The sequence below is a fragment of the Bifidobacterium sp. ESL0763 genome, assembly GCF_029433395.1.
Lineage (GTDB): Bacteria > Actinomycetota > Actinomycetes > Actinomycetales > Bifidobacteriaceae > Bifidobacterium.
The window spans coordinates 634,380-660,806 of sequence record NZ_JAQTHW010000002.1 but is presented as its reverse complement, the minus strand read 5'-3'; the positions used below and the strand labels follow the sequence as shown (position 1 = coordinate 660,806).

Here is a 26,427-nt window from a genome sequence, read left to right as displayed (position 1 = left end):
GGCTCGGTCACGGCGGCCACCATCTTCGGGCCCGAAGCCTCCAGCCTCCGTCGCACAAGCGTTGCCGGCAACTGTCCTGCGCCCACAACGGCATCAGCCCATGGGAACACCCATCGTCACGAGAAGGGTGTTCGGAAAGCCTTGCGGCCGTAGGTAAGTACGGAAATGGCGAACGGGCAGGCGCAAATCCCAAGATGCAGTGCGACAGGCAAAGATTCATGCCACGTCTGGCGATGAGCATCCTATACAACGCGCGCCCGTAGCACCGTCGTCATTCGGCGTCGTTGTAGGCGGTCTCGAGCATGGCCATCAGGTCGATGAGCGGAATGTCGGCGCTCCTGGCGACCTCGCCCACCTGGCGCAAGGCGTTGCGCACCTGCCCGGCGAGTTTCACCTTCATACGCTCATCGCCCTTCTCGGCGACGAACGTGCCTTTGCCCTGCACGTTGACCACGATGCCCTCGTCCGCCAGCTCGTTGTAGGCGCGGGTGACGGTGAGCACGGAGACATGCAGCTCGCGTGCCAGCTTGCGCAGGCTCGGCAGCGCCTGACCGCCCTTGAGCTCGCCGTCCAGCACCGCCTCGCGGATCTGGCGTTTGATTTGCCCATAGATCGGTTCCCCGGACACCGATGAGACGATCAGCTCCATCCATGCCCCTTTCGTTTCCAGTCGCCGAACAGCGGTCACCATGACCTCTTGCCACTGTTATACTGTTTAATTATACTATATAACAGTTAAATCAACTGTGCAAGTTATGACTATAACAGTGTCCGTGGAGCGTCGTCGAAGTCGTCGATGACCCCGTCGGCGATCCTGGCGATGGCCGGCCTGTTCCCTGCGGAATACGAATCCTCCATCGCCCAGACATGCATGCCGGCGGCCTTGGCCGTGCGCACCGCGGTGAGCAGGTCCTCGAACACCGTGCAGTCCTCCGGCCGCACGCCCAGCCTCGAGGCGGCGAGCAGATAGACCTCGGGACTGCTTTTGCTGGCGGCTTGGGTGTCCTCGACGCTGACCACCTCGTCGAAGCATCCGTCGATGCCCACGTGGCGCATCGCCACCCCGCGGACCTTCGGCGACAGCGACGTTGCCACCGCCAGCTTCGCGCCGCTGGCCTTGAGATGGTCCAGGTACTCGACGGCGTGCGGCTTGGCCTCCACCGTCGACCCGTAGGCCTCGAGCACCATCCCGTCCCACAGCGCCGACAGCTCGCCCGGCACGTCGTCGAGCCCGTAGCGCTCGATGGTGTAACGTGCCACCTCGTCCGGCTTCATCGCGCTGACGGCGTTCATGTAGTCGTCGGTCAGCGTCAGGCCGCGGGAGGCGAAGAAGTCGACATCGACCTGGTGCCACACGTCCATGGAGTCGAGCAAGGTGCCGTCCAAGTCAAAGATGGCCGCTTTGCCTTCGTTCGTGTCCATCTATCTATCCTCTCTATAACCGGGGGCGCTGGTATGCCGGGATACGCAATGCTCAGGCACCCTCAAGGCCGGTAGGCCAAGCTTTATGCCTGATCATCGCATATCCCGGCATACCAGCTCATGCTAAAGAACAGCCAACCCAACCACTCACTTGCGCAAAGATGCGGCCTGGAGCGGATAACCAAGCATGGTTCCCAACCGCTAGAGGGAACCAGATCGCAATTGGCTTTTCACCGCATAAGCCTGGTGTCGGGATATGCGATGTCCGGGCGTAAGACACGGCCGAGCGGCCAAGGAGCGTCCCGAACATTGCATATCCCGACACCAGGCAATCATCTGGACTCATTCAGAGCCGACTGGAAGACAGGAGTTCCTTGGCGTGGTCCAGGGACGTGGCGGATTCGCTGCCGGAGAGCATGCGGGCGATCTCGTGGACTCGGGCGTCGCCGGTCACCTCCTCGACGGTGGTGCGCACCTCCCCTCCGGCCGCGGCCTTGCCGTCCTTTCCATCCTTGCCCTTGGCGACCACGAACTGCGTGTCGGCCCACGAGGCGACCTGGGCCAGATGGGTGACGACGATGACCTGCGAGCTGGCGGCTAGCTTGGCGAGGCGCCGGCCCAGCTCCACCGCGGCCTTGCCTCCGACGCCGGCATCCACCTCGTCGAAGATGAACGTCATGTCGGAGGCGGCCGACGAGGCGGAACGTTTCTGCGCCGCGGAGAGCTCCAGGGCCAGCATCAGGCGGCTGAGCTCGCCGCCCGACGCGCTTTTGCCCATCGGCAGGCGCGGCGAGCCTGGGAACGGCGTGAACAGGAATTCGATGTCGTCGCTGCCGTTGGCGTCCAGCGGCCATGTGGGGGAACGCTGGCCGTCGGCCTCGCCGGAATCCCGAGTCTTCGCGGACTTGTCCGATGCCAGGGCCGGAGTCGCACCTTTGGCCTTCCCGGCCTTGCGCCTCGCCGCTGCGCCGGCCTTGCCCCTGGAGTCCGCGTCGCCACGGTGGGTGACCACGATCTCGAGCTTCGCGCCGGCCATCGCCAGCGAGGAGAGCTCGCCGGTCACGGTTTTCGCCAGATCTCGGGCGGCGGCCTCACGCTTGGAACCGAGCGAGCGGGCGGCCTTCAACGCCGCGTCGAACGCCTGCCGGCGCTGCTGGCGCAGCTCGTCCACCTTCTCGGGCGAGGCGTCGAGGTCCTCCACCTCGAAGGCCGCCTTGTCTCTCCAGGCGATCACGTCCTCGAGTTCCGGCCCCCAACGGCGGGTGAGCTCGTCGAGCTGGTGGATGCGGGCGTTGATGGCGTCGAGCCCCTCGTCGCTGACGTCCTCGCCCATCTCGTTGGACAGCGAGAAGACGATGTCCGACAGGTCGGCGTTGAGCGATTCGAGCCTGTCGGCGGCCTCGCCGAAGGCGTCTCCCGCGTGGATGGTGCGCAGCGCCTGGATGGCGTGGGTGATGGCGTCGGAGGCACCCGCCTCATCGGTTTCGGTGTCGACCTGCGAGGCGTCCAGGGCCGAGAGCGCGGAGCCCACGCCCTTGGCGATCTCGGCGGCATGCTCGATGCGCGCGCGCTTCTCCTTGAGATCCTTCTCCTCGCCCGGCTTGGGGTCGACGTCGTTGATCTGTTTGATGGAGTCGCGCAGGTAGTCGGCGCGCGCCCGTGTCTCGGCCTCCTGGCCGGTGAGCTTGGCCAGCCGCTCGTCGGCCTGCTGCAGGGCGGACCAAGCCTTCCGGTATTTCTCGAGCTCCTTGCCGTCCTCGGCGACCATGTCGAGGAACTCGCGCTGCCGGGCGGCCGAGGCGATGCGCAGCTGGTCGGCCTGGCCGTGGATCGTCACCAGCTCGCGCGCCACGTCGCCGAGCAACGCCCGGGGCACGCTGTGGCCGCACAGCACCGCCCGCGACCTGCCGGAGACCGGCACGGTGCGTGTCAGGAACAGTTCGAGGTGGCCCGCCTCGTCGGGGTCGGGGTCGGCCTGGCCCTCGTCGGCGAGCACTTCGGAGTCGCGGGCGATGCCGGCGGCCGCCCCGTTGGGGTCGACGTCGAAGATGCCCTGCGCCCATGCCTTGTCGGCCTTGGGCGAGACACGCGCCACCTTGGCCGAATCCCCGGAAATCATCCGCAGGGCGCTCAGCAGCATGGACTTGCCCGCGCCGGTCTCGCCGGTGATGGCGGTCATCCCCTTGCCGGGCCGCAGCATGGCCGAACGGATCGGCCCCAGATTGCGCACCTCAAGCTCTTCGAGCATCAGCGTCCACCTCCAACATTCTCGTCTTTCCCATCCGCGGCGCCGCTTTTCCGGCTGCCGTCGACGTCACGTCCGTCGTGGTCGTCCCCATAGTCCTCGCTGGCCTCACCGCTATCGGAACCAGCGCCGGCGGTCCGGCCGGCGGCCGCCAGATAGTCCAGGTATTCCCCATCGCCGACGTATCGGGGCATCCGGCTGGCGGCGTAGGCCTCATCCTCCCCCTTGGCGATCGCGCGCTCGCGCAGGCGCTCCTCGCGGCGGGCCCGCTCACGCAGGCTGACGCTGGGAAGGTTGAATTTCTTGACCAGCCTGTTGGTGAACGGCACGCCGGAGAGGCTCGCCAGTCGTAGGGTGAGCGGCGAGACGTGGACGGTGACGCGCGAGCCCTTCGGCACCCTCATCTTGCGCCTGCCGTCGCAGCAGATGCTTCCGTCGACGGTGGAGTCGGGAAGGATGTCGACCGAGAAGGTGGAGCCGTCGCCGATGATCAGCGGGCGGGTGAACAGCGCGTGGGCGGCCAGCGGGATGAGCTGCAGGGCCTTGACGTTGGGCCAGATGATGGGCCCGCCCGCCGAGAACGCGTAGGCGGTGGAGCCGGTGGGCGTGGAGACGACCACGCCGTCGCAACCGAAGGAGCTGGTCTCCACCCCGTCGACGCCGACGGAGAGCTCGAGCATGTGGTCGCGGTCGTCCTGCTGGATGGCGATGTCGTTGAGCGCCCAGTCGGAGGCGACCGGCTGGCCCTGCGGCGAGATCACGGAGACGCTGGCGAGCATGCGTTCGTCGATGGAGTAATCATGGTCGGCCACGCGGCGGATGGCCTCGCGCAGCTGGAAGCTTTCGAATTCGGCGAGGAAGCCGACATGGCCCAGATTCACGCCGAGGATGGGTACGCTGGTGCCGTGCACCAGTTCCGCGGCGCCGAGGATCGTCCCGTCGCCGCCGAGCACCACCACGATCTCGGTGTCATCGTCGACTTGGGGCGCGGGATCGCCGAATTTCCGGGCCTTGAGCTCGTCAATCATGGTGATCTCGAAGCCCACCTGGCGCAGCTGGTCGACGGCCTCGCGCACCACGAGGCTGGTCTCGCGCAGCCGGGTGTGGGTCACCACCACCGCATGCCTTCGTTGAGCCATGACGCGCCTTTCACTCGATGCCGAACACCCATAATCCTATCCGCACACCGTCACAACGCCCCGCCCGGAGCCATATCCGTCCGAGGAAAAGCCACGGCGCGCCCGCCGACCGTCATGTCAAGGACACATCCAGAAGACGGAGGGCATGCTGGAGATATGTCCACAAGGCCTTGGCCTCCTTCGCGCCATCCGCTATGAATGGGACCACGCCAACGGCAACGGGCACCAAGGGAGGGCCGCCATGAACCTGAACACGTTCGGCGGCCCGATCCGCGCCGGCCGCTACGATGTCATCGTCGTCAACGGCGCCTGCACGCTCGAACGAGGCGTGAGGTTCTCGACGCTGGTCGTGCGCGGGGTGCTCGACTGCCCCGAATGCGTGGGTGGCGCCGTGCTCTTCGAATCGGGGACGTTGGCCTGCGGTGGCGGGATGGAGGTCGGCGACATCCACGGCCATGGCCGCTGCGACGTGGCCGGTGGGCTGCGCTGCCACGCGATGCGTTTCACCGGCGAGATGCGGGTGCGCGAGACCCTCGAGTGCCAGGCGGGAGCGCGCATCGTGGGCCTGGCCCGCGCCTCTGACGTGCGCGCGGGAGGGGACCTCAGGCTTGTCGGCCGTCTCGAGGTCGTTTCGCTGACCGCACGCGACATCGTGGTCAAGCCGATCCACAGCGCCATGTTCGAACGCTTCGGGATGCGCGAGCATATCGGACGCAGCGCGATCGCCAGGGCCGAGGCGCGCGGCGTGAGGCTGTGGAACTGCGAGTGTGGCAGGATATGCGGCGGAACCATACGGCTCAGTGCCCACAGCCAGGCCAAGGAGGTGATCTACGAGGACGACCTGGGCTACGACCGGTCCAGCGAGGTCATGCTGATGCGGCGCGTGCGAGACGAGGGTCCGGAGCTCGAGGCTCAGCGCAAGGTGGCGTAGAGCAGGTATTCGATGTTGCCGTGGGTGCCGGCGATCGGCGAGGGGCCGGTGGCGCGCACGTCGAGGCCATGCTCGGCCGCGCATGAGACGACGCGGCTCAGGGCCTGCCTGCGTTCGGACTCGCTGTCGACGATGCCGTTCTTGCCCAGGTGCCCACGCCCGACCTCGAACTGGGGTTTGACCAGCAGCACGACGGCGGCGTGCGGTACCGCCAGCTGGGCGATGACGGGGATGACAAAGGTCAGGGAGATGAAGGAGACATCGGAGACGACCAGTTGCGGACGGAAAGGCAGGTCGTCGACGGTGACGTCGCGGATGTTGACGCCGCTCATCTCGATGATGCGCGGGTCGGCGGCGATGCGCGGGTCGAGCTGGCCGTGGCCCACGTCGAGGGCGATCACCGACGCCGCTCCCCCGCGCAGCAGCACGTCGCAGAACCCGCCGGTCGACGCGCCGATGTCGAGGCAGCGTAGGCCTTGCGGGCCGGCGAGCCCCATGCCGGCGAAGCGTTCGAAGGCGCCCTTGAGCTTGTAGGCGCCGCGCGAGACGTAGTCGTCGCCCCTGTCCACGTCGATCCGGGCGGCGGCTTCGACCTGCGTCGAGGGCTTGAGCACCGTCCTGCCGTCGACGCGCACGTGTCCGGCGCGGATGAGGCGCTGGGCCTGCGAACGGCTGTGGGCCAGCGATCTGGCGGCGATAAGCGCATCGAGTCGTGTCAACGAAGAGGCTCCGTGGCTCACTGGCTGTCCAATTCGGCGCGCAGGCCGGAGAGCACCGAGCGGAACGCCTCGATTCTGCCTTCCCCGTCCTGTTCGGCGAGGTTGGCCAGCTGGGGGTAATGCTCCTTGAGCGTGGCGGCGTCCGTCGCCTGCGGCTCTGGGGAAATGGCGGAATCCTTGGTCTGCTCGTCGTCCATGTCAGCGCCCCAGCTTGAATTCGGGAAGGGCGATGGCCGTGGCGTCGAAATCGGGATCGGTGTCCGTCCGCTCCCACATCAGCGAGCAGGCCGCACGCAACGCGTTGATGTCGCTGGCGTCACTGACCGACAGGTTGCCGCCATCGAGGATGGCCGAAGCGCCGGCGCAGGACCATTCACGCTCCGACACCCGCTGCGGCTGCGGCATCGCCTCGGCGAGGTCGCGCAGGTCCGCCGCCACATAGGTCGGGCGCAGATGGGCGGGCGCGCGCATGATCATGCTGGGCGTGGCCACGCCGGTGAGCACGACCAGCGAATCGTAGCCGCCACGGTTGCCGGCCTCCACGTCGGTGTCGAGCCGGTCGCCGATGGCCAGGCAGCGTTCCTTGGCGACCATCCGCTCGCCGTCGCCGGCCGCGAGCACGCGCGCCTCGTCGTACATCGCGGATTCGGGCTTGCCGGCCGAGGCGTGGGGTTCGGCGCCGGTGGCGTTGACGACGGCCTGGACCATCGACCCGGCGCCAGGCGCGATGCCGAGCTCGCGGGGGATGGTGAGGTCGATGTTGGTCACATAGTGGCGGGCGCCGCGTTCCACCGCGAAGGCGATGTTGGCGATCTCGTTCCAGGTGATCTCCGGACGCCAGCCCTGCACGGCGGCCACCGGCCCGTCCTCGACGCTCTCGACGACGGTGAGCCCCTGGCCTTCGAGCTGTTCGCGCAGGTGCCGGGCGCCCGACATGATGACCTTGGAACCGGCCGGAAAGTCGTGGGCAACCATACGTGCTGCGACGATCGAGGAAGTGATGACCTGGTGGGGCTCCACCTGAAGGCCGAAGCTCTTGAGCTGGTCGGCCACGGTGGCCTGTTCGCGCGAGGAGTTGTTGGTGGTGTATTCCATCGTCATCCCCGCGGCTTCGGCGTCGCGGATGCTGTCGGCGGCGTGGTCCACCGGCAATTTGCCCCGGTAGACGACACCGTCCAGGTCCAGCAGTGCCAGCCCGTAGGTCTCGCTCAGTGGCCTTGGCGTTCCCTTCAGCATGCGCGACGTCCTTTCCTCATTGATTATTGTTCGTCGGCGGCCTTGTCGTCGGCGTTCTCCTGGCGCTCGGCCGGGTCGACGGCGCTGCCCGCGCCCTCGTCGGTCTCCTCGGCGGGCAAGGTGGCCTCATCGGCATCGGCGGATGCCTCGGCCTCGGCCTTGTGCTCCTCCTCCTGTTCGGCGGGTTCCGGAGCGGCTTCGAAGCCCTCGCGGTTCTCGGCGACCGTACCGGCGGCGCTCAGTTGGGCCTCAGCGCCTTCAGGGTCGAGCGCGGTACTCGACTGGCCGGCCTGGGCGGCATCGGGGTCGACGGCCTCGCCGGCCGCCTCGTCCCCGGCCTGTCCGTCTTCGGCGTGGTCGCCTTCTGCCTGGTCGGCCTGATCCGCCTCGGCGTCCTCATGGTTCTCGCCGGACTCCTCGCGCCCGGATTCCTCACCGTGGCGCTCGTCATCCTCGTCGTAGTCGTCCTCAGGCTCCTCGGGGGCGTACTGCGAGTCCTCCTCGGTGATGCCGAGTTCCTCCATCATGTCGTCGGGCAGGCGCTCGAGGTCGTAGTCGATCACGACCGGCTCGGCGTCCTCGTCATCCTCGTCCACATCAGCGTAACGCTGTTCGAGCTTCTCCAGGACGGTGTCCAGGTCGGCCGCCTCGTCGCCACGGCCCGCTTCCTCGAGGAAGTACTGCTCGGCCTGCAGCGTGCGCATGCGGTAGGCTCCGGGCAGGCCCTTGGAGGTGCCCAGCTTGTGGACCACCTCGATGGCCTTGTCCCACAGCCCGAGGTCGCCCAATGCTCCGGCGTAGACCAGGAACAGCTCGGCCTTCGATTCGCCATTGAGTCCCTTGGCCCGGTCGCCCAGCGCGATCTCGATGGCCTTCTTCGGGTTGCCCAGCCCTCGCTCGCAGTCGGCGATGAAGGGCAGGTAGTCGTCGTAGCCGTTCATGCGCTGCGCGGTGCGGAACTCGCGCAGGGCGGTCTTGTAGTCACCCTGGCGGTAGGAGATGAAGGCGAGCGTCTCGCGGGCGAAATCGATGCGTGAGGCCTGGCGCGCCACCCACTTTGCATGGTCGAGCGCCGACTTCGGCTCGCTTTCCTCAAGCGCGTAGGCGGCGAGGATGTGCAGGCCGATGTTCTCGGCGTGCTCCTTGGCCAGCCCCCTCAGGCGCTCCTTCTCGTCCTTGGAAAGCATCGACCACTCCATGCCCTTGGGCATGCGCGGCTCGCCCGGACGGCGGTCGGTGTACGGGTTCTGCGAGGGGAACGAGACGGTGCCGTCCGAGTTGCGGCGCGGACCGTTCTCCATGTAGGCGCGGCGCCCGTTGTCGTGGTTGCCGCCACGTCTGTCGTCGCGGTGGAAGTCCCTGCGGTCGTCATGGCCGCGATAGCCGCCACGGCGATCGTCCCTATGGAAGTCACGGCGGTCATCGCGGCCGTGGAAGCCGCCACGCCTGTCGTCGCGCCTGTCGTCATGGCCGCGGTAGCCTCCGCGTCTATCGTCCCTGTGGAAGTCCCTGCGGTCGCCATCGCGGTGGAAGTCACGGCGGTCGCCGTCATGCCGGTAGCCGCGGTGGTCATCGCGGTGGAAGCCACGTCCGCCGTCACGGCGGTCGTCATGGCCGCGGTAGCCCCCGCGCCGATCGTCCCTGTGGAAGTCGCGGTGCCCGCCGTCACGATGGAAGTCGCGACGGTCGCCGTCATGCCGGTAGCCGCGGTGGTCATCGCGGTGGAAGCCGCCCTGTCCGCCACGGGGGTCGCCGTCGCGATGGAAGTCCCTGCGGTCGCCGTCATGGCGATAGCCGCCCCTGCGATCGTCCCTGTGGAAGTCGCGGTGCCCGCCGTCACTGTGGTCGTTGCCACGGTAGCCGCCGTGGCCGCCGCCCTTGTGGAAGCCGCCGCCGCGGTGCCCGCCGTACGAGCCGCCGCCGTGGCCTCGGTAGCCGCCCGAATGCGACGATCCGTGACCGTAGGAGTTGCCACGGTTGCCATGCTGTTCTTGAGCCATAATGTCTGTGTACCTTTTGCTTGATTGTCTTGCGCCCGTCCGGCTCTTGCCGGACCACGGGCCTGTTGTTATCTGGTGTTATCTGGAAGCCGGGGCGAGACGATATCCTTGCGCCCCGGCCATGCGCGGCCGCCCGCTCAGGCGAGCTCGACCGCGCCGATCGCCTTCTTGCCGCGGCGGATGAGCACGAACCGGCCGTGCAGGAAGTCCGAGCCGGTGAGCTCCTGGTCCTGCGAGGCCACGCGCTCGTTGTTGACGTAGACGCCGCCGGACTTGATGGTCTTGCGCGCCTCGGAGACGGACTTGAAGAGCCCCGCCGCCACGCCGGCCTGCGCCACGCGCTCGCCGACGACGACCTTGGCGAACTGCCTGCCGCCGTCCTCGCCTTCGACCTTCAGCCCCTCGATCGAGGGCTCGAGGACGTCCATCGAGATGGTCTTCAGGTCCCCGCCACGCCCGAAGAGCGCGGCCGCCGCGTCGAGCGCCTGGCGGGTCGCCTCCTCGCCGTGCACGAAGCTGGTGACCTCCCAAGCCAGCGTTTTCTGGGCCTCGCGGGCGCCGGGATTGGCCTCGACCTCGTGGCCGAGCCGCTCGATCTCGGCCTTGGGCAGGAAGGTGAACGCCTTGAGGAGCTTCACCATCTCGCCGTCGGGCTGGTTGAACCAGAACTGGTAGAACTTGTAGGGGCTGAGCATCGTGGGGTCGAGCCAGACGGCGTTGCCCTCGGACTTTCCGAACTTCTTGCCTTGGCTGTCGGTGATGATGGGGCTGGTGAACACGTTGACGGACTCACCGTGCACCTTGCGGATGAGGTCGAGGCCGCTGGTGAGGTTGCCCCACTGGTCGGAACCGCCCAGCTCGAGCGTGCAGCCGTATTCGTCGTAGAGGTGCAGGAAATCGTTGCCCTGCAGCACCTGGTAGCTGAACTCGGTGAAGGAGATGCCCTCGTCGCTTTTCAGGCGCCGGGCCACCGTGTCCTTGGCGAGCATGGTGCCCATGCGGAAGTTCTTGCCGACGTCGCGCAGGAAGTCGATGACCGACATCGAGGCGGTCCAGTCGTAGTTGGAGACGAAGCGCACCGGGTTGTCACCGGAGGTCTCGAGGATGCCGCCGATCTGCTTCTTCAGGCGCCTGGCCCAGCCGGCCACGACGTCCTTGGGGTTGAGCGTGCGCTCACCGCTCTGTCGCGGGTCGCCGATCAGGCCGGTGGCGCCGCCGACCAGGGCGATCGGATGATGCCCGGCCTCCTGCAGGTGCCGCATGTTGATCAGCTGCACCAGGTTGCCGATATGCAGCGAAGCCGCCGTGGGGTCGAAACCGCAATAGTAGGTGACCGGCCCGCCGTTGAGCGCCTTGGCGAGCTGATCGGAGTCCGTGGACTGGGAGATCAGTCCGCGCCAAGTCAATTCATCGAAGAGGGAGTCGAATCCCGCTTCCTTGAAGTTGGTGACGTGAGCCATAACCGTGTTCCTCTATTCGTAGGTTAGAAGCCATGAGGGCAGAACGCTCTCGAACCTATCTATTTTCGCAGGAGACGGCGACAGGCGTCGTTATGCCGATACCGCGCTTCGGCAGGGCACCCCGCAGCGGCTAGGCGCGCATGGCCATCAGCCGCTCCACCACACCGTCGGCCATATGGCGGTAGCCCACGACGCCGGGATGGAAATGGTCGGGCGAGAAGAAGTCGGGATCGCCGGCGTGCACGTCCTCGTGGATCATGTTGACGTAGGTGGCGCCGTGGGCGCGGCACACCTCCTGGCTGACGGCGGCCTGCGCGTCCATCTCATGTTCGAGCGCGCGCCGCAACGCACGGCCCAGCGACGGCTCGTGCTGCATCTGGCCGGGGCTCAGCACGACGATGCGTTCACCCAGCGGCCGGGCCTCGTCGAGCACGGCGGCCAGGTCGTCGCGCCATTCGTCGAGCGTGCGGTTGGCCATGATGTCGTTGGATCCGGCGCACAACACGAGCAGGTCGTATCGCTTCCCCGTTTTCCTGGCCTCGGGGATCAGGCGGTAGCGCACGCGGCGCATGGTGGCGCCGAGCTTGCCGTAGGCCCGCCAATGCACGTCGCGCCCCAGCCGGCGGGCCAGGCCTTCCGCGATATCGGGCACGAAGCCCTCACTCTGGTCCCGAGTGCCGCATCCGGCCACCATGGAGTCGCCGATGGCGCACATCGTGATCGGCGCTGACTCGCCGTCGTCGCCTCCCCGGCCGGGCTTGACGCCGAACGGGTCACCCGCGGGGGCCTGCGCCAGATGCACCGTATGCTTCGCCCACAACGCCTCGATGCTCGCCACCGGGGTCCCGATTCCCAACGTCATGACATCGCCTTTCCGAAGGCCCATGCCGCCTCGTAGCGAAGCGGCATGGGCCGGTATATTTCGTTGATATGTTGTTGAGGACTCCCCTAACCGGGTGCCTTAATACTGCCGATTATAGGACAGACCATGCCTGCGGGAGCGTGTCGACCACGCGTACGGGCACAGACGGCACCTGTGCCGGGAGCATCAACCCAGCATGTCCCCGCATTCCCGCAGGCGAATGGCGTCATCCGTCACCGATCGGCCAGCCCGTCGAGGTAGGCGGGGCCGTCACTGGTGGATTCGGCGAAACCGCGCGCCTTGGCGGCCACGCCCTTGGCCTGAGCGATCTGCTCGGCCACACGTGCGGGCGCGGTGCCGCCCTTGCCGTCGCGCTGCTCGACGGAACCCTCCACCGAAAGCACCCGGCGCACCTGCGGGGCCAGGCCGGCGGGAAGGAAGCCCTTGAAGACGGTGACGAAATCCTCGTCGGCCAGGTCCCAGAGCTCCACGCCGCGACCTTCGGCCAGCTGCACGCAGGCGCCGGAGAGCTCGTGGGCGTGGCGGAACGGCACACCCTGCTTGACCAGCCATTCGGCGATGTCGGTGGCCAAGGCGAAACCGGTGGGAGCCTGTGTCTTGAGCCGGTCGAGGTCGAAGACCATCGTGCGCACCATGCCCGCGAAGGCCGGCAGCAGCACCTCGAGGGTGTCCACCTGGTCGAAGACGGCCTCCTTGTCCTCCTGCAGGTCGCGCGCGTAGGCGGTGGGCAGGCCCTTGAGCGTGGTCATCAAGCCGGTCATGTCGCCGACCAGCCGGCCGGACTTGCCACGGGTGAGCTCGGCGATGTCGGGGTTCTTCTTCTGCGGCATGATCGAGGAGCCGGTGGAATAGGCGTCGTCGAGGCGCACGAAGGCGAACTCCTGGGTGTTCCAGATGATGGTCTCTTCGGCCAGGCGGCTCAGGTCCACTCCGATCATCGCGGCGATGAACGAGAACTCGGCCACCGTGTCGCGGCTGGCGGTTCCGTCGATGGAGTTGGCGTTGACGCGTGAGAAGCCGAGCTCGTGGGCCACGGCCTCCGGGTCGAGGCCCAGCGTGTTGCCTGCGAGCGCGCCGGCGCCGTACGGGCTTTCGTCGATGCGCCTGTCCCAGTCGGCGAGCCGGTCGACGTCGCGCAGCAGCGGCCAGGCGTGCGCCATGAGCTGGTGAGCCAGCAGGATCGGCTGGGCGTGCTGCATGTGCGTGCGCCCCGGCATCACCGCTCCCCCGGCCTTCTCGGCTTGCCCGATCAGCGCGTCGACCACGCCGAGCACCAATCCGGCGACGGTGCGCGCGTGCCGGCGCAGCCACATGCGGATGAGGCAGGCGATCTGGTCGTTGCGCGAGCGCCCGGCGCGCAGTTTGCCGCCCAGCTCGTCGCCGGCGATCTCGAGCAGCCCGCGTTCCAGTGCCGTGGCCTCGTCCTCGTCGTCCTCGACGGGTGCGAACTCGCCCGAATCCACCATCCGCTGCAAGGTGTTGAGCGCGTCCTCCATGCGCTTGAGCTCGTCGGCGCTCAGCAATCCGGCCTTGCCCAGCGCCCGGGCGTGGGCGCGCGAGCCCGCGATGTCGTCGTCGGCCAACCTCCAGTCGAACTGGGTGGATTTCGAGAGCCTGGCAAGCTCCGGCGACGGCCCGGACTTGAACCGTCCGCCCCACAGCGCCACATGTTCCTCGCCGCTCTTCTCACTCATCTGCGTCATTCCTCAATTCCTCTTCATTCTTATCGCCACAATGGCCGTTATCCGTATTCTAGCTGTGCCAGGGGTGGGGATATGCGATGTTGAGACACCCTCAAGGCCGGTAGGCCAAGCTTTATGTCTCAACATCGCATATCCCCACCCCTCCCCTCAAAAACTCAACTGCGTGGAATATCCATGACTTATAGGTCAAAGCGCCCCTACTCATCGCATCAGTCCGATGAGGGACTGGAATATACGATGTTCGGGCGTAGGCTTGGCCGAGCAAAATCGAAGATTTTGCCTTCGCGCTCAATACATCGCGCTCACCTCGCCTAAACGAAGCCCACTGGGCTTCGTTCTTAACGGCTCAGCCGGAGCGTGTCGAACATCGTATATTCCAGTCCCTCCGCACAGTCAGACTCCTCATAGATGAGAGGGGGGCTCTCGAAGCTTTTATATATAAGCGGATAAAGGACTACTCCACGGAGTTATCCGGAACTTCTATGGCGTTGCCGAACCTCACGTCGCGAGCGGCGGCGACCCGGTCGGGCATGCCGTAGATGGCGATGAACCCGTTGGAGGCGTTCTGGTCGTAGGTGTCTCCGGAGTCGTAGGTGGCGAGCTTGTAGTCGTAGAGCGAGGAGTCGCTGCGCCGTCCGGTGACCACGGCGCGGCCGCCGTGCATCACCATGCGGATCTCGCCGGACACATAGCGCTGCGTCTCCTCGATGAAGGCGTTGAGTGAACGCACCGCGGGCGAGAACCACTGCGCGTCGTAGACCAGCTCGGCCCACCGCTTGTCGATGTCGCGCTTGATGCGGTGCTGCTCGCGCTCCAGGCAGCAGTTCTCGAGCTCCTCGTGGGCGGTGATGAGCGCCACGGCCCCGGGCGCCTCGTAGAGCTCGCGGGACTTGATGCCCACCAGGCGGTCCTCGATCAGGTCGATGCGGCCGATGCCCTGGGCACCTGCGCGCCGGTTCATCTCCTCGATGGCCTGCAGCGGGGTGACCTCGCGCCCGTCGATCTTCACCGGGATGCCCTGCTTGAACTCGATGGTCACCTCGTCCTCCACGGGCGGGAAGGCCGGGTCGTCGGTGTAGGTGTAGCAGTCCTTGGTCGGCCCGTTCCACGGGTCCTCGAGGAAGCCGGTCTCGATGGCGCGGCCCCAGACGTTCTGGTCGATGGAATAGGGGCTCTTCTCGGTCTGGGTGATCGGCAGCTTGTGTTCCTTTGCGAACGCGATCTCGACGTCACGGGTCAGGGAGAGGTCGCGGATGGGGCTGATGGCCTTGAGGTCCGGGTCGATCGAGGCGATGGACACCTCGAAGCGCACCTGGTCGTTGCCCTTGCCCGTGCAGCCGTGCGAGATGGTGTCGGCGCCGAACTGGTGGGCGGCGCGCACCAGGTGCTTGGTGATCAGCGGGCGCGAGATGGCGGAGACGAGCGGGTAGACGCCTTCGTACTTGGCGTTGGCCTTGAGGGCGAGCATGCAGTACTGGCTGGCGAACTCGTCGCGGGCGTCGACCACGTAGGATTCCATGGCGCCGCAGGCCATCGCGCGCTGCTTGATGGTCTCGAGGCTCTCGCCGCCCTGCCCGACGTCGAGGGAGACGGCGACGACGTCCTTGCCGGTGCGCTCCTTGAGGTACGAGATCGCCACGGAGGTGTCGAGTCCTCCGGAGTACGCCAGGACGATTGGTTTGTTTGCTACCATGTGAATCCCCTTTTGGATTGTGTTGGCCGATGTTGGTTGTGGTTGTGTTTTTTGGAAAAAATGTGGAGTCCTGCCCATGCCATGCGTTACGCGTCAATCGTTCTTCACGCCATCTATGGCAATGAGAAACCATGGAAGAACACACATCGGGTATGGTTCAGACCGGAAATGAAAGGTACCTCATCGACGATTCCCGCCATCTTGGCGCATGACGCCGCCAGTGCCTGAAAAGGTACGGCAAAGCCGGGCCCTTATTGGCAAGCGGTTGGAATCGATGAGGGAAACCTCAGATCAACGAACTCGTCGTGAGAATCGACGTCGTCGCGAAGACATCCTGGTGGCAGACGGACGTGCGATGCGGTCTACAGCGAAGCTTACTGCCATCATCTTGTTTCCTTAATCGTCTGCTGATGTCGATTGTGTACATCATAAAAAAGGACCGGGACAAGCGTCCCGGTCCGTGGATGCCGGAGTGTCGCGCACATCACATATGCCTTGCCCACCGTGTGGACGGCATCGGCACGCCGGAGTCAATCGAGTTGCGGCACGGCCCAAAGTCCCAAAAAGCGGTGCCGGACCGGCCCGACACCGGTCCGGCACCGCTCCACGCGACCGCAGCCCCTCAGTACACCTCGATGCTGGGGTTGTCCCGGCTGACGATCCACGAGGTGGCGTCGACGCCGAAGTAGTCGTGGATCTTCTGCTTGAGCTCATCCATGGCCTTCTGGTGGTCCTCGGCGCGCTCGGGATTGATGTTCTCCATGTAGAAGATGATGTTGTGGCTGTTCTCGGTGGCTTCGGCGCGGGCGCTGTCCCTCCATGCCAGGCAGCGGGTGAGCACCGAATGGTCGTCGGCGTAGATGACCTCGCCGGGCAGGGCCTCCTGCGCCTCGCCGTCGGCCTCGGAGATCGGCCAGAACTTCTCGCCGCCCCGGGCCACGGTGAGCCTGATGTCGCCGTCGATGTTGTCGAGGTCCTCGCCGCCGATCGGGAACGCCCAGTCCAGCGAGACGGAGTTGTACATGTCGACCGCCGGGTTGATGTGGCCAACGCCCTTGTCGTTGGCCGCGCGCTTGAGCAGGTTCTCCACCGCGCAGCGGGCGCCCTTCTTGGTCTTGAACTTGCGGAACGCCTCGCGCCAGTCGGCGACGACTGGATTGGCGCTGATGCGGGCGTCGGGCACCCACTTCAGGGCCGTCTTGTTCGCCTTGGCCAGCAGGTCCTTGGGCACGCGGCCGTAGTCCGAGTTGTCGATGCCTTTCGCCACCAGGACGGCGATGTGGACATCGGGGAAAATATCCCAGAACGGCTCTTCGACAGTGAATTTCTTGGTCATCTTTTCTTGCATTCCTTCTCTATTGGTTGTCATTTCAATTCTAGTGACATGGTTGGCGAAATCAATCTCGGGACCGGGCCGTATCTCCGACCCTGTCGTCCGGACATCGGACGACGGCGACCGGCATGATTCGGGCCGCTCGCCCAAGACACACGAATCGTCCCGTCCGACCGGAAACCCGGAGGGACGGGACGATTGCGTTCAGGGGCGAAGCCCGACGTCTGTGGCTACACGGTGGCTACATGGTGGCCACGTTGATGGTGCCGGTGGCGATGAAGAACACGCACAGCACCCCGCAGATGGCCAGCAGGATCGCGCCGACGGCCTCGGGCTTGTTGAACACCCGCAGCTTGTTCTCCTTACGCGCCCAGATGTAGACGAGGATGCCGGGTGTGAACAGCAGCGTGGTGAGGAACAGGTAGTTGAAGCCCGACATGTAGAGCACCAGACCCATGTAGCAGGTGGTGAGCACACCGAGGACCACGTGGCCCCAGTTGATCTTCTTCTCCTGCAGGTTGAGCTTGCAGTAGGACAGCGAGACGAAGAAGTAGGGCACCAGCATGGTGCTGGAGGCCAGCAGCGCCATGAGGTTGTAGGCGCTCTTGTTGACCAGCAGCGAGAAGAAGAAGAACTGCACGAGGCCGTCGCTCAGCAGCAGGGCGTAGCTCGGGGCGCCGTACTTGTTGGTGTGGGCGAAGACCTTCGGGAAGATGTGCTCCTTGGAAATCTGATAGAGGATCTCGCCGGAGAACATCGTGCAGGCGAACCATGCGCCGATCGCGGAGATGATCACGCCGATGCTGATGAGGATGCCGCCCCACGGGCCGACGACGCTTTCCATCACGCCCGCCATGGCCGGCTTGTCGAGCTTGGCCAGCTGGCCCTGCGACATCACGGCGAAGGACAGGACGGTGGAGAGCATGTAGATGGAGGTGATGATCGCGAAGGAGAGGACCACGGCCTTGGCCACGATCTTCTTGCTCTTGGCGCGGGAGGAATAGACGACCGCACCCTCGACGCCGACGAACACCCACACCACGGAGACCATGGCGCCACGCACCTGCGAGAGCACGTCGCCCCACTGGAAGTTGCCGGTCACGGTGCCCCAGAAGTCGGCGGTGAACATGCTGTACTTGAAGGCGATGATCATCGTGATGATGAAGATGATCAGGGGCACCATCTTCGCCACGGTGATGAAGCCGTTGATCTTGGAGGCGAAGTCCGAGCCGCGCAGGATCACGAAGTGCATGACCCAGAGCACGATGCTGGCGCCGATGACGCCGTAGACGTTCTGCCCGTCACCGAAGACCGGGAAGAAGTAGCCCACCGCGCTGAACGCCAGGCAGCCGAGCGCGACGTTGCCCAGGAAAATCGAGGCCCAGTAGCCGAGCGCGCTGACGAAGCCGACGAAGTTGCCGAAGCCCTTCTGCGCGAAGCTGAAGATGCCCGCGTCGAGCTCCGGGTAGCGCACTGTCAGGTGGTTGAGGCACATGACGAACATACCCATGCCCAATCCCGAGATGAGCAATGCGATGATGACCGGTCCGACCGCCGATTTCTTGGCGACGTCGCTCATCAGGTTGAACACGCCTCCGCCGACCACCGAGGTGACCGACAGGGCCACCAGGCTGACGAGGCCTATCTTCTTATCCTTCTCTTCCATGATGCTTCTTCCTTATATGTCAGTCGACATATTTCTTGTGTACGTAGGGTGAACCGGTCGAATAGAGGACGTTCTCGTATTCGAGCGTGAACTCGACGGTGTCGCCGAGCTGGTAGTCGCCATCGCAATCGGTCAAATCGATGATCGTGTGATCGCTGGAACCACCGTAGATCTTGATCCGCTTGTCGACGGGGTGCAGCTTGGTCATGTCGCCGATGTCCTGGCGGCCGATCGCGAGCAGGCCCCTGGTGCGGATGCCCTCGTCGACGTACTCCGGCGTGTTTCCGAACGCGTCGACGCTGATGTGGCCGATCGGGTAGGTCGGCTTCTCCTTCTTCTCGATGATCTCGGCCTGCAGGGTGAACGCGTCGCCGTTGAGGTCGGGAATGGCATAGTCGAAGTAGTACTCCATGTCGCGCAGCAGGAAATTGTCGCCGATGCGCAGATGGTTGATGCCCTTGGGCATGGTGTGGTGGGTGAGCAGCGAGAGGCTGGTCGACGCGCCGCCCGAGACCACGGCGAGCTTGCGCCCGATCACCGACTCGATATGCTCCGCCAGCTCGCACAGTCTGCCGAGGTTGGTCTCGTCGGGCTCGATGGAGCCGTAGCAGCCGAGGTTCGTGCCGATGCCCTCGAGCACCAGCCCCTTCGCGTCCTCGACCTGCCTGGCGGCGGCGTAGAGGTCCTCCTCCTTGAAGAAGCCCTCGCGCAGGTCGCCCAGATCGACCATCAGGATCACCCGATGGGTGCGGTGCTGGGCCACGCACAGCTCGTCGAGCTTGGCGAGGGTCTCGACCTCGCTTTCCAGGCTGATGTCGGCGCAGTCGATCATCTGCTGCAGTTCGCTCAACATCGGGATGCGCAGGTCCAGCGTCTGCTGGTCGGGCCACATCCGGCGCACCGCCTCGAGCTGTTCGAGCCTCGAGCTGGCGATGGTCTTGGCACCGGCCTGCCGGTAGGCGTTGACGATGGGCATGAGCCCGTTGGCGCCCTTGACGACCACGGCCACGTCGATGCCGTTGTCGGCGCACAGACCCAGCACGTTGCGCACGTTCTCGCCGAGCTTGGTGAGATTGATGGTCAATTGGGGATAATGTGCCATGATGTTCCTTCCGTTCTCTCTATTGGATGTGGTCTGGGACAGGGCCCGGACCGGCCGTCGCGCGCACGCGGCGCCGTTTCGGCCGTTCCGGACAGTCGCCATACGGACCAATCCTATCGCCATATGACGTGTCGCACGTCACGTTTCGTCAGTCGTCGACGAATTCCTTGGCGACATAGGGACTCAGGGAGGAGTGCATCAGGTTCTCGTAGTCCATCGTGAAGCTCACGATGTCGCCGATGGCATAGTCATCGGCGCAGTCCTCGAGGTCGAGGATCGTATGGTCGCTCGAACCGCCGTAGACCTTGATGCGTTCGTCCTGGGGATGCAGCTGCGTCATGTCGCCCACGTCCTGGCGGCCCACGGCGATCAGCCCACGTATGCGCCGGCCACGGTCGACGTAGTGCGGCTTGTTGCCGAAGGCGTCGACGCTCAGCGTGCCGATCGGGAACGTCGCCTTGCGGCGCTTCTCGATGAGCTGGGCCTCGAGGGTGAACGCGTCTCCGTAGATGCCGGGCACCTCGAAGTGGTGGTCCTTCTCCTCGTCGAGCATCAGCACCTCGGTGCCGACGCGCAGCTGGTTGACGCCCTTGGGCATCGTGCCGTCGAGCAACAGCGGAATGCTCGTGGTCGATCCTCCGGAGACGACGGCGAGCTTGCGCCCGATCATCGACTCAATGTGCTCGGCCTGCGAGCACAGGCGACCCAGGTTCTTGGCGTCGGGCTCGATGGAGCCGTAGCAGCCGAGGTTCGTACCGATGCCCTCGAGCACCAGCCCCTTCGCGTCCTCGACCAGCTTGGCGGCGGCGTAGAGGTCGTCGTCTTCGAAGAAGCCCTCGCGCAGGTCGCCGAGGTCGACCATCAGGATCACCCGATGGGTTCGGCCAAGCGCCAGGCAGCGGGCGTCGAGCGCCTTGAGCGTCTCCACGTCGCTTTCCAGGCTCACGTCGGCGTAGCGGATCACCTCGTCGAGCTCGCACATCATGGGGATGCGCAGCAGCAGGGTCTCCTGGTCGGGCCATATCTCCTTGATCGCCCGCAACTGTGGCATGCGGGAGCTGCTCAGCGAGCTCACGCCGCCCTTGCGGAACGCGTTGCATACCGGCAGCAGTCCGCTGGCGCCCTTGATCACGCCGGAGACGGTGACGCCGTTCTTGGCGCACAGGTCAACCATGACCCGCGCGTTATGTTCGATTTTCTTGGTATGCACTACTAACTTAGGAAAACTGGACACAATATCCTCTTCCTTGTATTCAATGCCATTCACTGCTCATCATTGAACAAAAATACAACAAGAACTTGTGCGGACACGGCGCACGGATGCCTGTGCCCGCACAAGTTCGTCAGGATTCGCCTAAGGCGATCAGAAGCGCAGCGACAGGCAGCTCAGGCCGCCGTCGACCTTCTTGTACTCGGAGGTGTCGCACTCCAGGACCTTGTACTGGCCGAGATCCTCGATGGCCTTCTTGGTCTTCGGATAGCCCTTCGGCACGATCACGTAGTCGTTGATCCAGATGCAGTTGGCCGCGTAGCCCTCGTCCTCCGGAATCTCGATCTTGTTGAACTTGTCGAAGCGCGGATCTTCCTTGAACTCGCCGGAGATCAGCAGGTTGTTGTGCTCCAGGTAGTTGACGCCCGTCTTCAGGTGCAGCATTTCCTTCATGGTCACGGTCTCGCCGGACATGCCGTACTTCTCGAGGTAGCCGATCATCTGCTCGGCGCCTTCCTTGTTGGTACGGGCGGAGAGGCCGATGTAGAAGTGCTCGCCGACCATCATGATGTCGCCGGGCTCGATGGTGCCCGGAGCCTTGATCTCCTCGATGTGGTCATAGTGCTGCTCGAGGGTGGCACGCAGATCCGGGGACTGGACCTCCTTGCGACGCGTCGGGGCGCCGGGGCGGCTGATGATCGCGCACTTCGGGGTGCACAGCGCGTTGTCCTCGATGAAGCAGGAGTCCGGGAACTCCTCCATCGGAGGCAGAACGGTGATGTTGACACCGGTCTTGGTGAGCGCATTGATGTAGTACTCGTGCTGAACGATGGCGTTCGTGTAGTTCGGCTTGCCGAGATCGGCACCCGAGAGGCCATCAGCCAACGACTTGCCCGGTACTCTAACAACAACATTGGTGAACATAGTACCAACTTCCTTTCATTGAGGTGGTACGAGATAGTATACAACGAACTTATGACCCCCGTCAAACCCCGCCCCGGCGTGTTGAAAATTAGAATGTATACTTTGCTTCATCGTCTTACGAAACGCAATATTGTGGTGTATAATTGAAGGGTTAACTATCAAGGCAAATAACACTAACAGGGGAACCATGTTGGACACGACGAGCAGAGTCTACGACTTTCTTTCCGATGCGCTGAGCAAGGGGGAGATCGAGCGCGGCGACTACATCACCGAGCAGTACCTCGCCGACAATCTCGGCCTGAGCCGTACTCCGGTGCGGGAGGCGCTCGTTGAGCTCTCCGCCGAGAACATCCTCGAGAAGATCCCCCGCCGGGGCTACCGTTTCCGCCGCTACACCAAGCAGGACGCCAAGGACCTCTACCAGCTGATCGGCCTGCTCGATGGCAAGGTGGCCGAGGGCACGGTCGACCTGATGAGCGACGAGGATCTTTCGCTGATGAGCTTTCTGATCGACAGCATGGACTCGGCAGTCGAGAACGGATTGTATACCAAATATAACGAGCTGCAGGCGCAGTTCCACAATATCTATATCAAGAAGCATCCGAATCCCTACCTGGTGGCGGACCTGAAGACGAAGAAAAGCGCGTTCGTGGGAAAGACCTACGAGCACGTCAACTCCCCCAAGCTCAAGGACCTCCTGAAGATCTCGAACGACGAGCACCGCCAGATCCTCAAGCTCTTCCGTGCCAAGGACGCCTCCGAGCTGCGCCACTACATCGAGGACGTGCACTGGAACGGCATCTACGCGCTCTACGACAATTGGAAATGACTGCCTAAGTAACCAATGGCCAGCCGCCCGCCCATTGGGTGGCACCAAGCGCGGCATCCGCAGGTGAACGACCACCGACGGATGCCGCGCTTCCTTATATATAGGTATGGATCGGAAAGTGACAGCCCCTATATGCAGGTTATCGGGTTATCAGCAAACGCGTTGCCAGGGATCGGTTTCCGGCGGGCGACGTTGGGGTGTCCGGTCTCGCAGTGGGACCCGTTACGGTCGACGCCCATGCCGATCCGCGTTCTTCACCGTTCCGCGCCTCGTTTCGCATGGCCGACCCGTTCACTCGCGGGGCCTTATGAGCGAAACTCTCCGGATACACGTCGGGCACACCCCGAAATCCGGTTGTGAACCACGTCTTGGCTCGCATCAGTCTTGCGCCCGAATGGAGCCCGCTCTGCGCACGCCACACCACGGGGCATACGCACCGACGTGTGTGCCGCAACGTCGTGGAACACACGTTGTATGCGCACTCCCCTAGGCCTCGACGGCGGGATCACGGCGCAGATGGGTGCACGCGGTGATGAAGACCATAAGCGAGGCGTCGAGGCAGACCAGGTAGACGGCGAAGGCGATGGTGGCGAAATGGTGATTCGGCGCGGCGACGAGGCTGGTGGTCGCCGAGAACAGGCCACCGAGATAGTAGTAGGCGCGCTCGGTGCGCGGGGCCTTGAAGATCTTGATGTAGGTGGGCAGCGCGGCCAGGCCGTCGGAGAGGATGGAGAGCATGACGGCGAGGTTCGGTTCCTTGGTGATGGCCCAGAGCACCAGGGCGATGATCGACAGCGCCCCGCAGCACCAGTCCACCGGACCGATCTTCCAATAGCTCCCCTTGTTGAGGAAGCTGGCCAAAAAGACCAGCAGCGGCATGAACCCGGCGGTGAAGACCGGCAGGATCGACCAGCTGACCCCGGTGGAGAGGGCGGCGAAGGTGGCGATCATCGGCGAGACCGCCCAGAGCAGCCAGGTGATCCTGTTGGGCTTGACGGTGCCCTTGATGGTGGAGACGATGTAGGAGCAGCTGAACGCGACGGATACGCACGCCCCCGCGAAGACCAGTAGGTTCATGCCGTTCACGTTCGTTTCTCCATTCCCTCGTACCTGGTGTTGGCGTCTTGTCTCGATTCGGCATCACCGTCGCCGCGGTGACTGGAACCATGGTAATCCATGGGTGGTTACCAGAGCGGTGACGGGTGGCGCCATCCACGGCGGGCCGCATTCGCCGACGTCGCGGGGATTGATGCGCGGCGAACGATGCGGACGAAACCGCGTACGCCGACAACGGTGCCGCGGTCGCGGCTTGGATATGAGAAAACGGCAAGGCCGCGATGGGCGCCTTGCCGTTGTACACAACAGGAGTGCCGGCCCCAAAGCGAAGGAGTGACCGCTTCGGAGCCGGACGGATGGTGGGTCAGCCGATGGAGACCACGCCGGTGCAGATGAGCACGACGGAGATGATGGCGACGATCACGAAGGCCGCGATGACCAGCTTCTCGTTGCGGGTCATCTTGCGGTCGTTCTCACGGCATGCCAGGTAGTAGAAGATGAACCCGGGCACGCACAGGATGGAGACCATCAGGATCTGCTGCCAGCCGGCGAGCACCATGGCGATCAGCTGGAAGGCCGCCGCGACGATGCCGATGGCGAACTGCGTCCAATCCTTCTTCTGGTAGCTGTACTGCACCTGGTAGGTGCCGACCAGCAGCCAGGAGATGAGGATGGCCGCGGTGGACAGCGAGTAGGCGAAGTTGTAGGCGTACTCGGTGAACAGCAGCGAGAAGAGGAAGACGGTCTGCAGCACGCCGGTGATGACCAGCGAGGCGGTGGGGGCGCCCTTCTTGTTGAGCTTGCCCCAGTAGCTCTGCAGGGTCTTGTCGCGGGCCATGAGCATCGTGGTCTCGGCCGGCAGCATCGTCCAGGAGAGCCAGGAGCCCAGGGTGGAGATGATCAGGCCGACGTTGATGAGCACGGAGCCCCAGGGACCGACGACGGCCTTGAGGATCTCGCCCATGGCGGGCTGGTCCATCGCGGCGAGCTTGGCCTGGCTGAAGACGCCGAAGGGAAGCAGGGAGATGAGCACATAGATGGCCAGCAGGGCGATCAGCGCGATTGTGGTCGCGGCGCGGGCGTCGGACTTCTTCTTGGCTCGGTTGCCGAGCACCGAGGCGCCCTCGATGCCGACGAAGACCCACATCATCACCATGACGGAGCCCTTCATCTGGGTGAACACGGAGGCGTGTCCGCCGTTGTGCAGGGTGTTGTCCGCCACATTGCCCCAGAAGTCGGCGGTGAAGACGCCGGCCTTGAAGCTGATGATCATGAAGACCATGAACACGAAGATCGGGATGAGCTTGCAGATGGTCACGATGGTGTTGATGAACGAGGCGCCCTCGATGCCGTTGTTGACCAGGATGGTCAGCAGCCACACGAAGACGATCGCCACGAGGATCGACGCCAGGTTCTGGCCGCCCTTGAAGGCCGGGAAGAACGTGCCGAAGGAGCTCATGAGCATGGTCGCGAAGGCGATGTTGCCCAACCAGGCGGAGAGCCAGTAGGCCCAACCCGAGATGAACTCGCCCAGCGGTCCGAACTGCTCGCCCGGGTAGCTGAAGATGCCCGCGCTGAGTTCGGGGCGCTTGGCGCCCAGGTTGTTCAACGACATGACCAAGGCGAAGATGCCGATGCCCACGAACACCCATGCCAGCAGCATGGGGCCGGGCGCGGCCGCTCCGGCGAGATCGCTCATGATGCCGAACGCGCCGGTTCCGATCGAGGAACTGACGATCAGCGCGACGAGCTCGCCTTTGCCGATGCCTTTCTTTTCACTTGTCATTTTTCTTTTCTCCTAACGCAACCACACGTCACCGTGCAGCCGCATAAAAAACACAGATTCGATCCAAACACGGCAAAAGGGAGCGAAAGCACAACCAGAAGCTATGCCACGCTCCCTTTCGTCATCGTATCACGGTATTACGTTGTTATTTCGTGATAACCGTGCCGGATTCCCCGGCGATCAGACTGGAGACATTCTCCAGAGAGGTGATGATCGACTTGCCACCGGTACGCTCGACGAACGAGCAGGCGGCCTGCACCTTGGGAAGCATGCTTCCCTTGGCGAACTGTCCGTCGTTGATGTAGCCGTTCATCTCTTCGATGGTGGTGGCGCCCAGCTTCTTCTCATCGGGCTTGCCGAAGTTGATGCAGGCGTTGTCGACCGCCGTGAGGATGATCAGCTCGTCGGCCTTCACGTTCTCCGCGAGCTTCGCGGCGCTGAAGTCCTTGTCGATCACTGCCTCGACACCGGTCAGCTGGCCGTTGGCTGCCTGCACCACGGGGATGCCGCCACCGCCGGAGGCGATCGGGACCATGCCGTTGTTGAGCAGCAGCGAGGCCACGGAGGCCTCCTTGATCTCGATCGGACGCGGCGAGGGCACGACGCGGCGGTAGCCACGGCCGGCGTCCTCGACGAAGGTGTAGTCGGGATGGTTGGCCTTCTGATCGGCCGCCTGCTGCTCGGAGTAGAACGGACCGATCGGCTTGGTCGGGGACTCGAAGGCGGGATCATCGTTGGCCACGATGGTCTGCGTGACGATGGTCACGGCCTTCTTGTCGATCCCGTCCTGAGCGAAGACGTCATCCAGGCTCTTCTGCAGCCAGTAGCCGATGCTGCCCTGGGTCATCGCTCCCGCGGTGTCCAGCGGCATCGGAGGATTGCCCTCGGACTGGCCGTCGGACATCTGCAGCAGCAGATTGCCGACCTGCGGACCGTTGCCGTGGGTGATCACCAGCTGGTCACCGGCCTTGATGAACTGCGCCAGGACTTCGGCGGTCTTGCGGATCGAGGCCATCTGCGAGGCGGCGGAGCCGTCCTTGGTCACGATCGCGTTGCCGCCCAATGCGACGACGATTCTTTTCGACATTGT

Annotated in this window: 22 protein-coding genes; 2 read left to right on the top strand and 20 right to left on the bottom strand. The window is 64.6% G+C overall.

The genetic code is table 11. The features are described 5' to 3' along the window. Nucleotides 1–271: 271 nt before the first annotated feature. The 4 genes from PT282_RS03545 to PT282_RS03530 form a co-directional block, all read right to left on the bottom strand. Nucleotides 272–649, bottom strand: a complete 378-nt coding sequence (locus PT282_RS03545) for a GntR family transcriptional regulator (RefSeq protein ID WP_277168193.1) — start codon at nt 647–649, stop codon at nt 272–274. Between the two features lie 110 nt (nt 650–759). Continuing rightward, nucleotides 760–1,422, bottom strand: a complete 663-nt coding sequence (locus tag PT282_RS03540) for an HAD family phosphatase (RefSeq protein WP_277168192.1) — start codon at nt 1,420–1,422, stop codon at nt 760–762. 346 nt (nt 1,423–1,768) lie between these two features. Then, nucleotides 1,769–3,670, bottom strand: a complete 1,902-nt coding sequence (recN, locus tag PT282_RS03535; protein ID WP_277168191.1) for a DNA repair protein RecN — start codon at nt 3,668–3,670, stop codon at nt 1,769–1,771. After that, nucleotides 3,670–4,806: an NAD kinase gene (locus PT282_RS03530; protein WP_308201366.1), complete on the bottom strand. Its 1,137-nt coding sequence runs from the start codon at nt 4,804–4,806 to the stop codon at nt 3,670–3,672. Before PT282_RS03530 ends, recN begins: the two co-directional genes overlap by 1 nt. 241 nt (nt 4,807–5,047) lie before the next feature. Here PT282_RS03530 and PT282_RS03525 point away from each other — a divergent pair, with 241 nt between their 5' ends. Beyond that, nucleotides 5,048–5,737 carry a hypothetical protein gene (locus PT282_RS03525; protein ID WP_277168190.1) on the top strand — a complete coding sequence of 230 codons (690 nt, stop codon included), beginning with the start codon at nt 5,048–5,050 and terminating at the stop codon, nt 5,735–5,737. On the opposite strand, the gene PT282_RS03520 is transcribed toward PT282_RS03525, so the two are convergent. The 13 genes from PT282_RS03520 to PT282_RS03460 all read right to left on the bottom strand — a co-directional run bounded on the left by PT282_RS03520 (nt 5,719) and on the right by PT282_RS03460 (nt 21,666). Then, nucleotides 5,719–6,456, bottom strand: coding sequence for a TlyA family RNA methyltransferase (locus tag PT282_RS03520; RefSeq protein WP_277168189.1), 738 nt, complete (start codon nt 6,454–6,456; stop codon nt 5,719–5,721). The genes PT282_RS03525 and PT282_RS03520 overlap by 19 nt on opposite strands. 17 nt (nt 6,457–6,473) lie before the next feature. Further along, nucleotides 6,474–6,653, bottom strand: coding sequence for a hypothetical protein (locus PT282_RS03515; RefSeq protein ID WP_277168188.1), 180 nt, complete (start codon nt 6,651–6,653; stop codon nt 6,474–6,476). 1 nt (nt 6,654) lies between these two features. Continuing rightward, nucleotides 6,655–7,692, bottom strand: a complete 1,038-nt coding sequence (locus tag PT282_RS03510) for an HAD-IIA family hydrolase (protein ID WP_277168187.1) — start codon at nt 7,690–7,692, stop codon at nt 6,655–6,657. Between the two features lie 23 nt (nt 7,693–7,715). After that, entirely contained in the window at nt 7,716–9,692 is a 1,977-nt protein-coding gene (locus PT282_RS03505) for a lipopolysaccharide assembly protein LapB (protein WP_277168186.1), read from the bottom strand. Between the two features lie 137 nt (nt 9,693–9,829). After that, a complete protein-coding gene (tyrS, locus tag PT282_RS03500; RefSeq protein WP_277168185.1) occupies nt 9,830–11,152 on the bottom strand; it encodes a tyrosine--tRNA ligase in 1,323 nt (440 codons plus the stop codon). Nucleotides 11,153–11,282: 130 nt separating this feature from the next. Beyond that, the gene (locus PT282_RS03495) at nt 11,283–12,014 is read right to left on the bottom strand and encodes a GDSL-type esterase/lipase family protein (RefSeq protein ID WP_277168184.1); all 732 of its coding nucleotides are present in this window, start codon (nt 12,012–12,014) and stop codon (nt 11,283–11,285) included. A 233-nt stretch (nt 12,015–12,247) separates the two neighbouring features. Next, entirely contained in the window at nt 12,248–13,729 is a 1,482-nt protein-coding gene (gene argH / locus PT282_RS03490; RefSeq protein WP_277168183.1) for an argininosuccinate lyase, read from the bottom strand. Nucleotides 13,730–14,192: 463 nt separating this feature from the next. Then, nucleotides 14,193–15,431 carry an argininosuccinate synthase gene (locus tag PT282_RS03485; RefSeq protein WP_277168182.1) on the bottom strand — a complete coding sequence of 413 codons (1,239 nt, stop codon included), beginning with the start codon at nt 15,429–15,431 and terminating at the stop codon, nt 14,193–14,195. Nucleotides 15,432–16,053: 622 nt separating this feature from the next. After that, nucleotides 16,054–16,767, bottom strand: coding sequence for a B3/4 domain-containing protein (locus tag PT282_RS03480; protein WP_277168181.1), 714 nt, complete (start codon nt 16,765–16,767; stop codon nt 16,054–16,056). 238 nt (nt 16,768–17,005) lie between these two features. Continuing rightward, nucleotides 17,006–18,430: a basic amino acid/polyamine antiporter gene (locus tag PT282_RS03475; RefSeq protein ID WP_277168180.1), complete on the bottom strand. Its 1,425-nt coding sequence runs from the start codon at nt 18,428–18,430 to the stop codon at nt 17,006–17,008. Nucleotides 18,431–18,449: 19 nt separating this feature from the next. Further along, the gene (locus tag PT282_RS03470; protein WP_277168179.1) at nt 18,450–19,532 is read right to left on the bottom strand and encodes an alanine/ornithine racemase family PLP-dependent enzyme; all 1,083 of its coding nucleotides are present in this window, start codon (nt 19,530–19,532) and stop codon (nt 18,450–18,452) included. A gap of 148 nt (nt 19,533–19,680) precedes the next feature. Next, nucleotides 19,681–20,742 (bottom strand): alanine/ornithine racemase family PLP-dependent enzyme, encoded by a 1,062-nt coding sequence (locus PT282_RS03465; RefSeq protein WP_277168926.1) that lies wholly within the window; start codon nt 20,740–20,742, stop codon nt 19,681–19,683. Between the two features lie 153 nt (nt 20,743–20,895). After that, nucleotides 20,896–21,666 (bottom strand): dimethylarginine dimethylaminohydrolase family protein, encoded by a 771-nt coding sequence (locus PT282_RS03460; protein ID WP_277168178.1) that lies wholly within the window; start codon nt 21,664–21,666, stop codon nt 20,896–20,898. A 187-nt stretch (nt 21,667–21,853) separates the two neighbouring features. Between PT282_RS03460 and PT282_RS03455 the strand changes: the two genes are divergently transcribed. Next, complete coding sequence (locus tag PT282_RS03455) at nt 21,854–22,495, top strand: GntR family transcriptional regulator (protein ID WP_277168177.1); 642 nt, start codon at nt 21,854–21,856, stop codon at nt 22,493–22,495. A 486-nt stretch (nt 22,496–22,981) separates the two neighbouring features. On the opposite strand, the gene PT282_RS03450 is transcribed toward PT282_RS03455, so the two are convergent. The 3 genes from PT282_RS03450 to arcC all read right to left on the bottom strand — a co-directional run bounded on the left by PT282_RS03450 (nt 22,982) and on the right by arcC (nt 26,424). Then, nucleotides 22,982–23,581 (bottom strand): hypothetical protein, encoded by a 600-nt coding sequence (locus tag PT282_RS03450; RefSeq protein WP_277168176.1) that lies wholly within the window; start codon nt 23,579–23,581, stop codon nt 22,982–22,984. Between the two features lie 334 nt (nt 23,582–23,915). After that, nucleotides 23,916–25,337: a basic amino acid/polyamine antiporter gene (locus PT282_RS03445; RefSeq protein ID WP_277168175.1), complete on the bottom strand. Its 1,422-nt coding sequence runs from the start codon at nt 25,335–25,337 to the stop codon at nt 23,916–23,918. 145 nt (nt 25,338–25,482) lie between these two features. Beyond that, complete coding sequence (gene arcC, locus PT282_RS03440) at nt 25,483–26,424, bottom strand: carbamate kinase (protein WP_277168174.1); 942 nt, start codon at nt 26,422–26,424, stop codon at nt 25,483–25,485. Between the last annotated feature and the right edge of the window lie 3 nt (nt 26,425–26,427).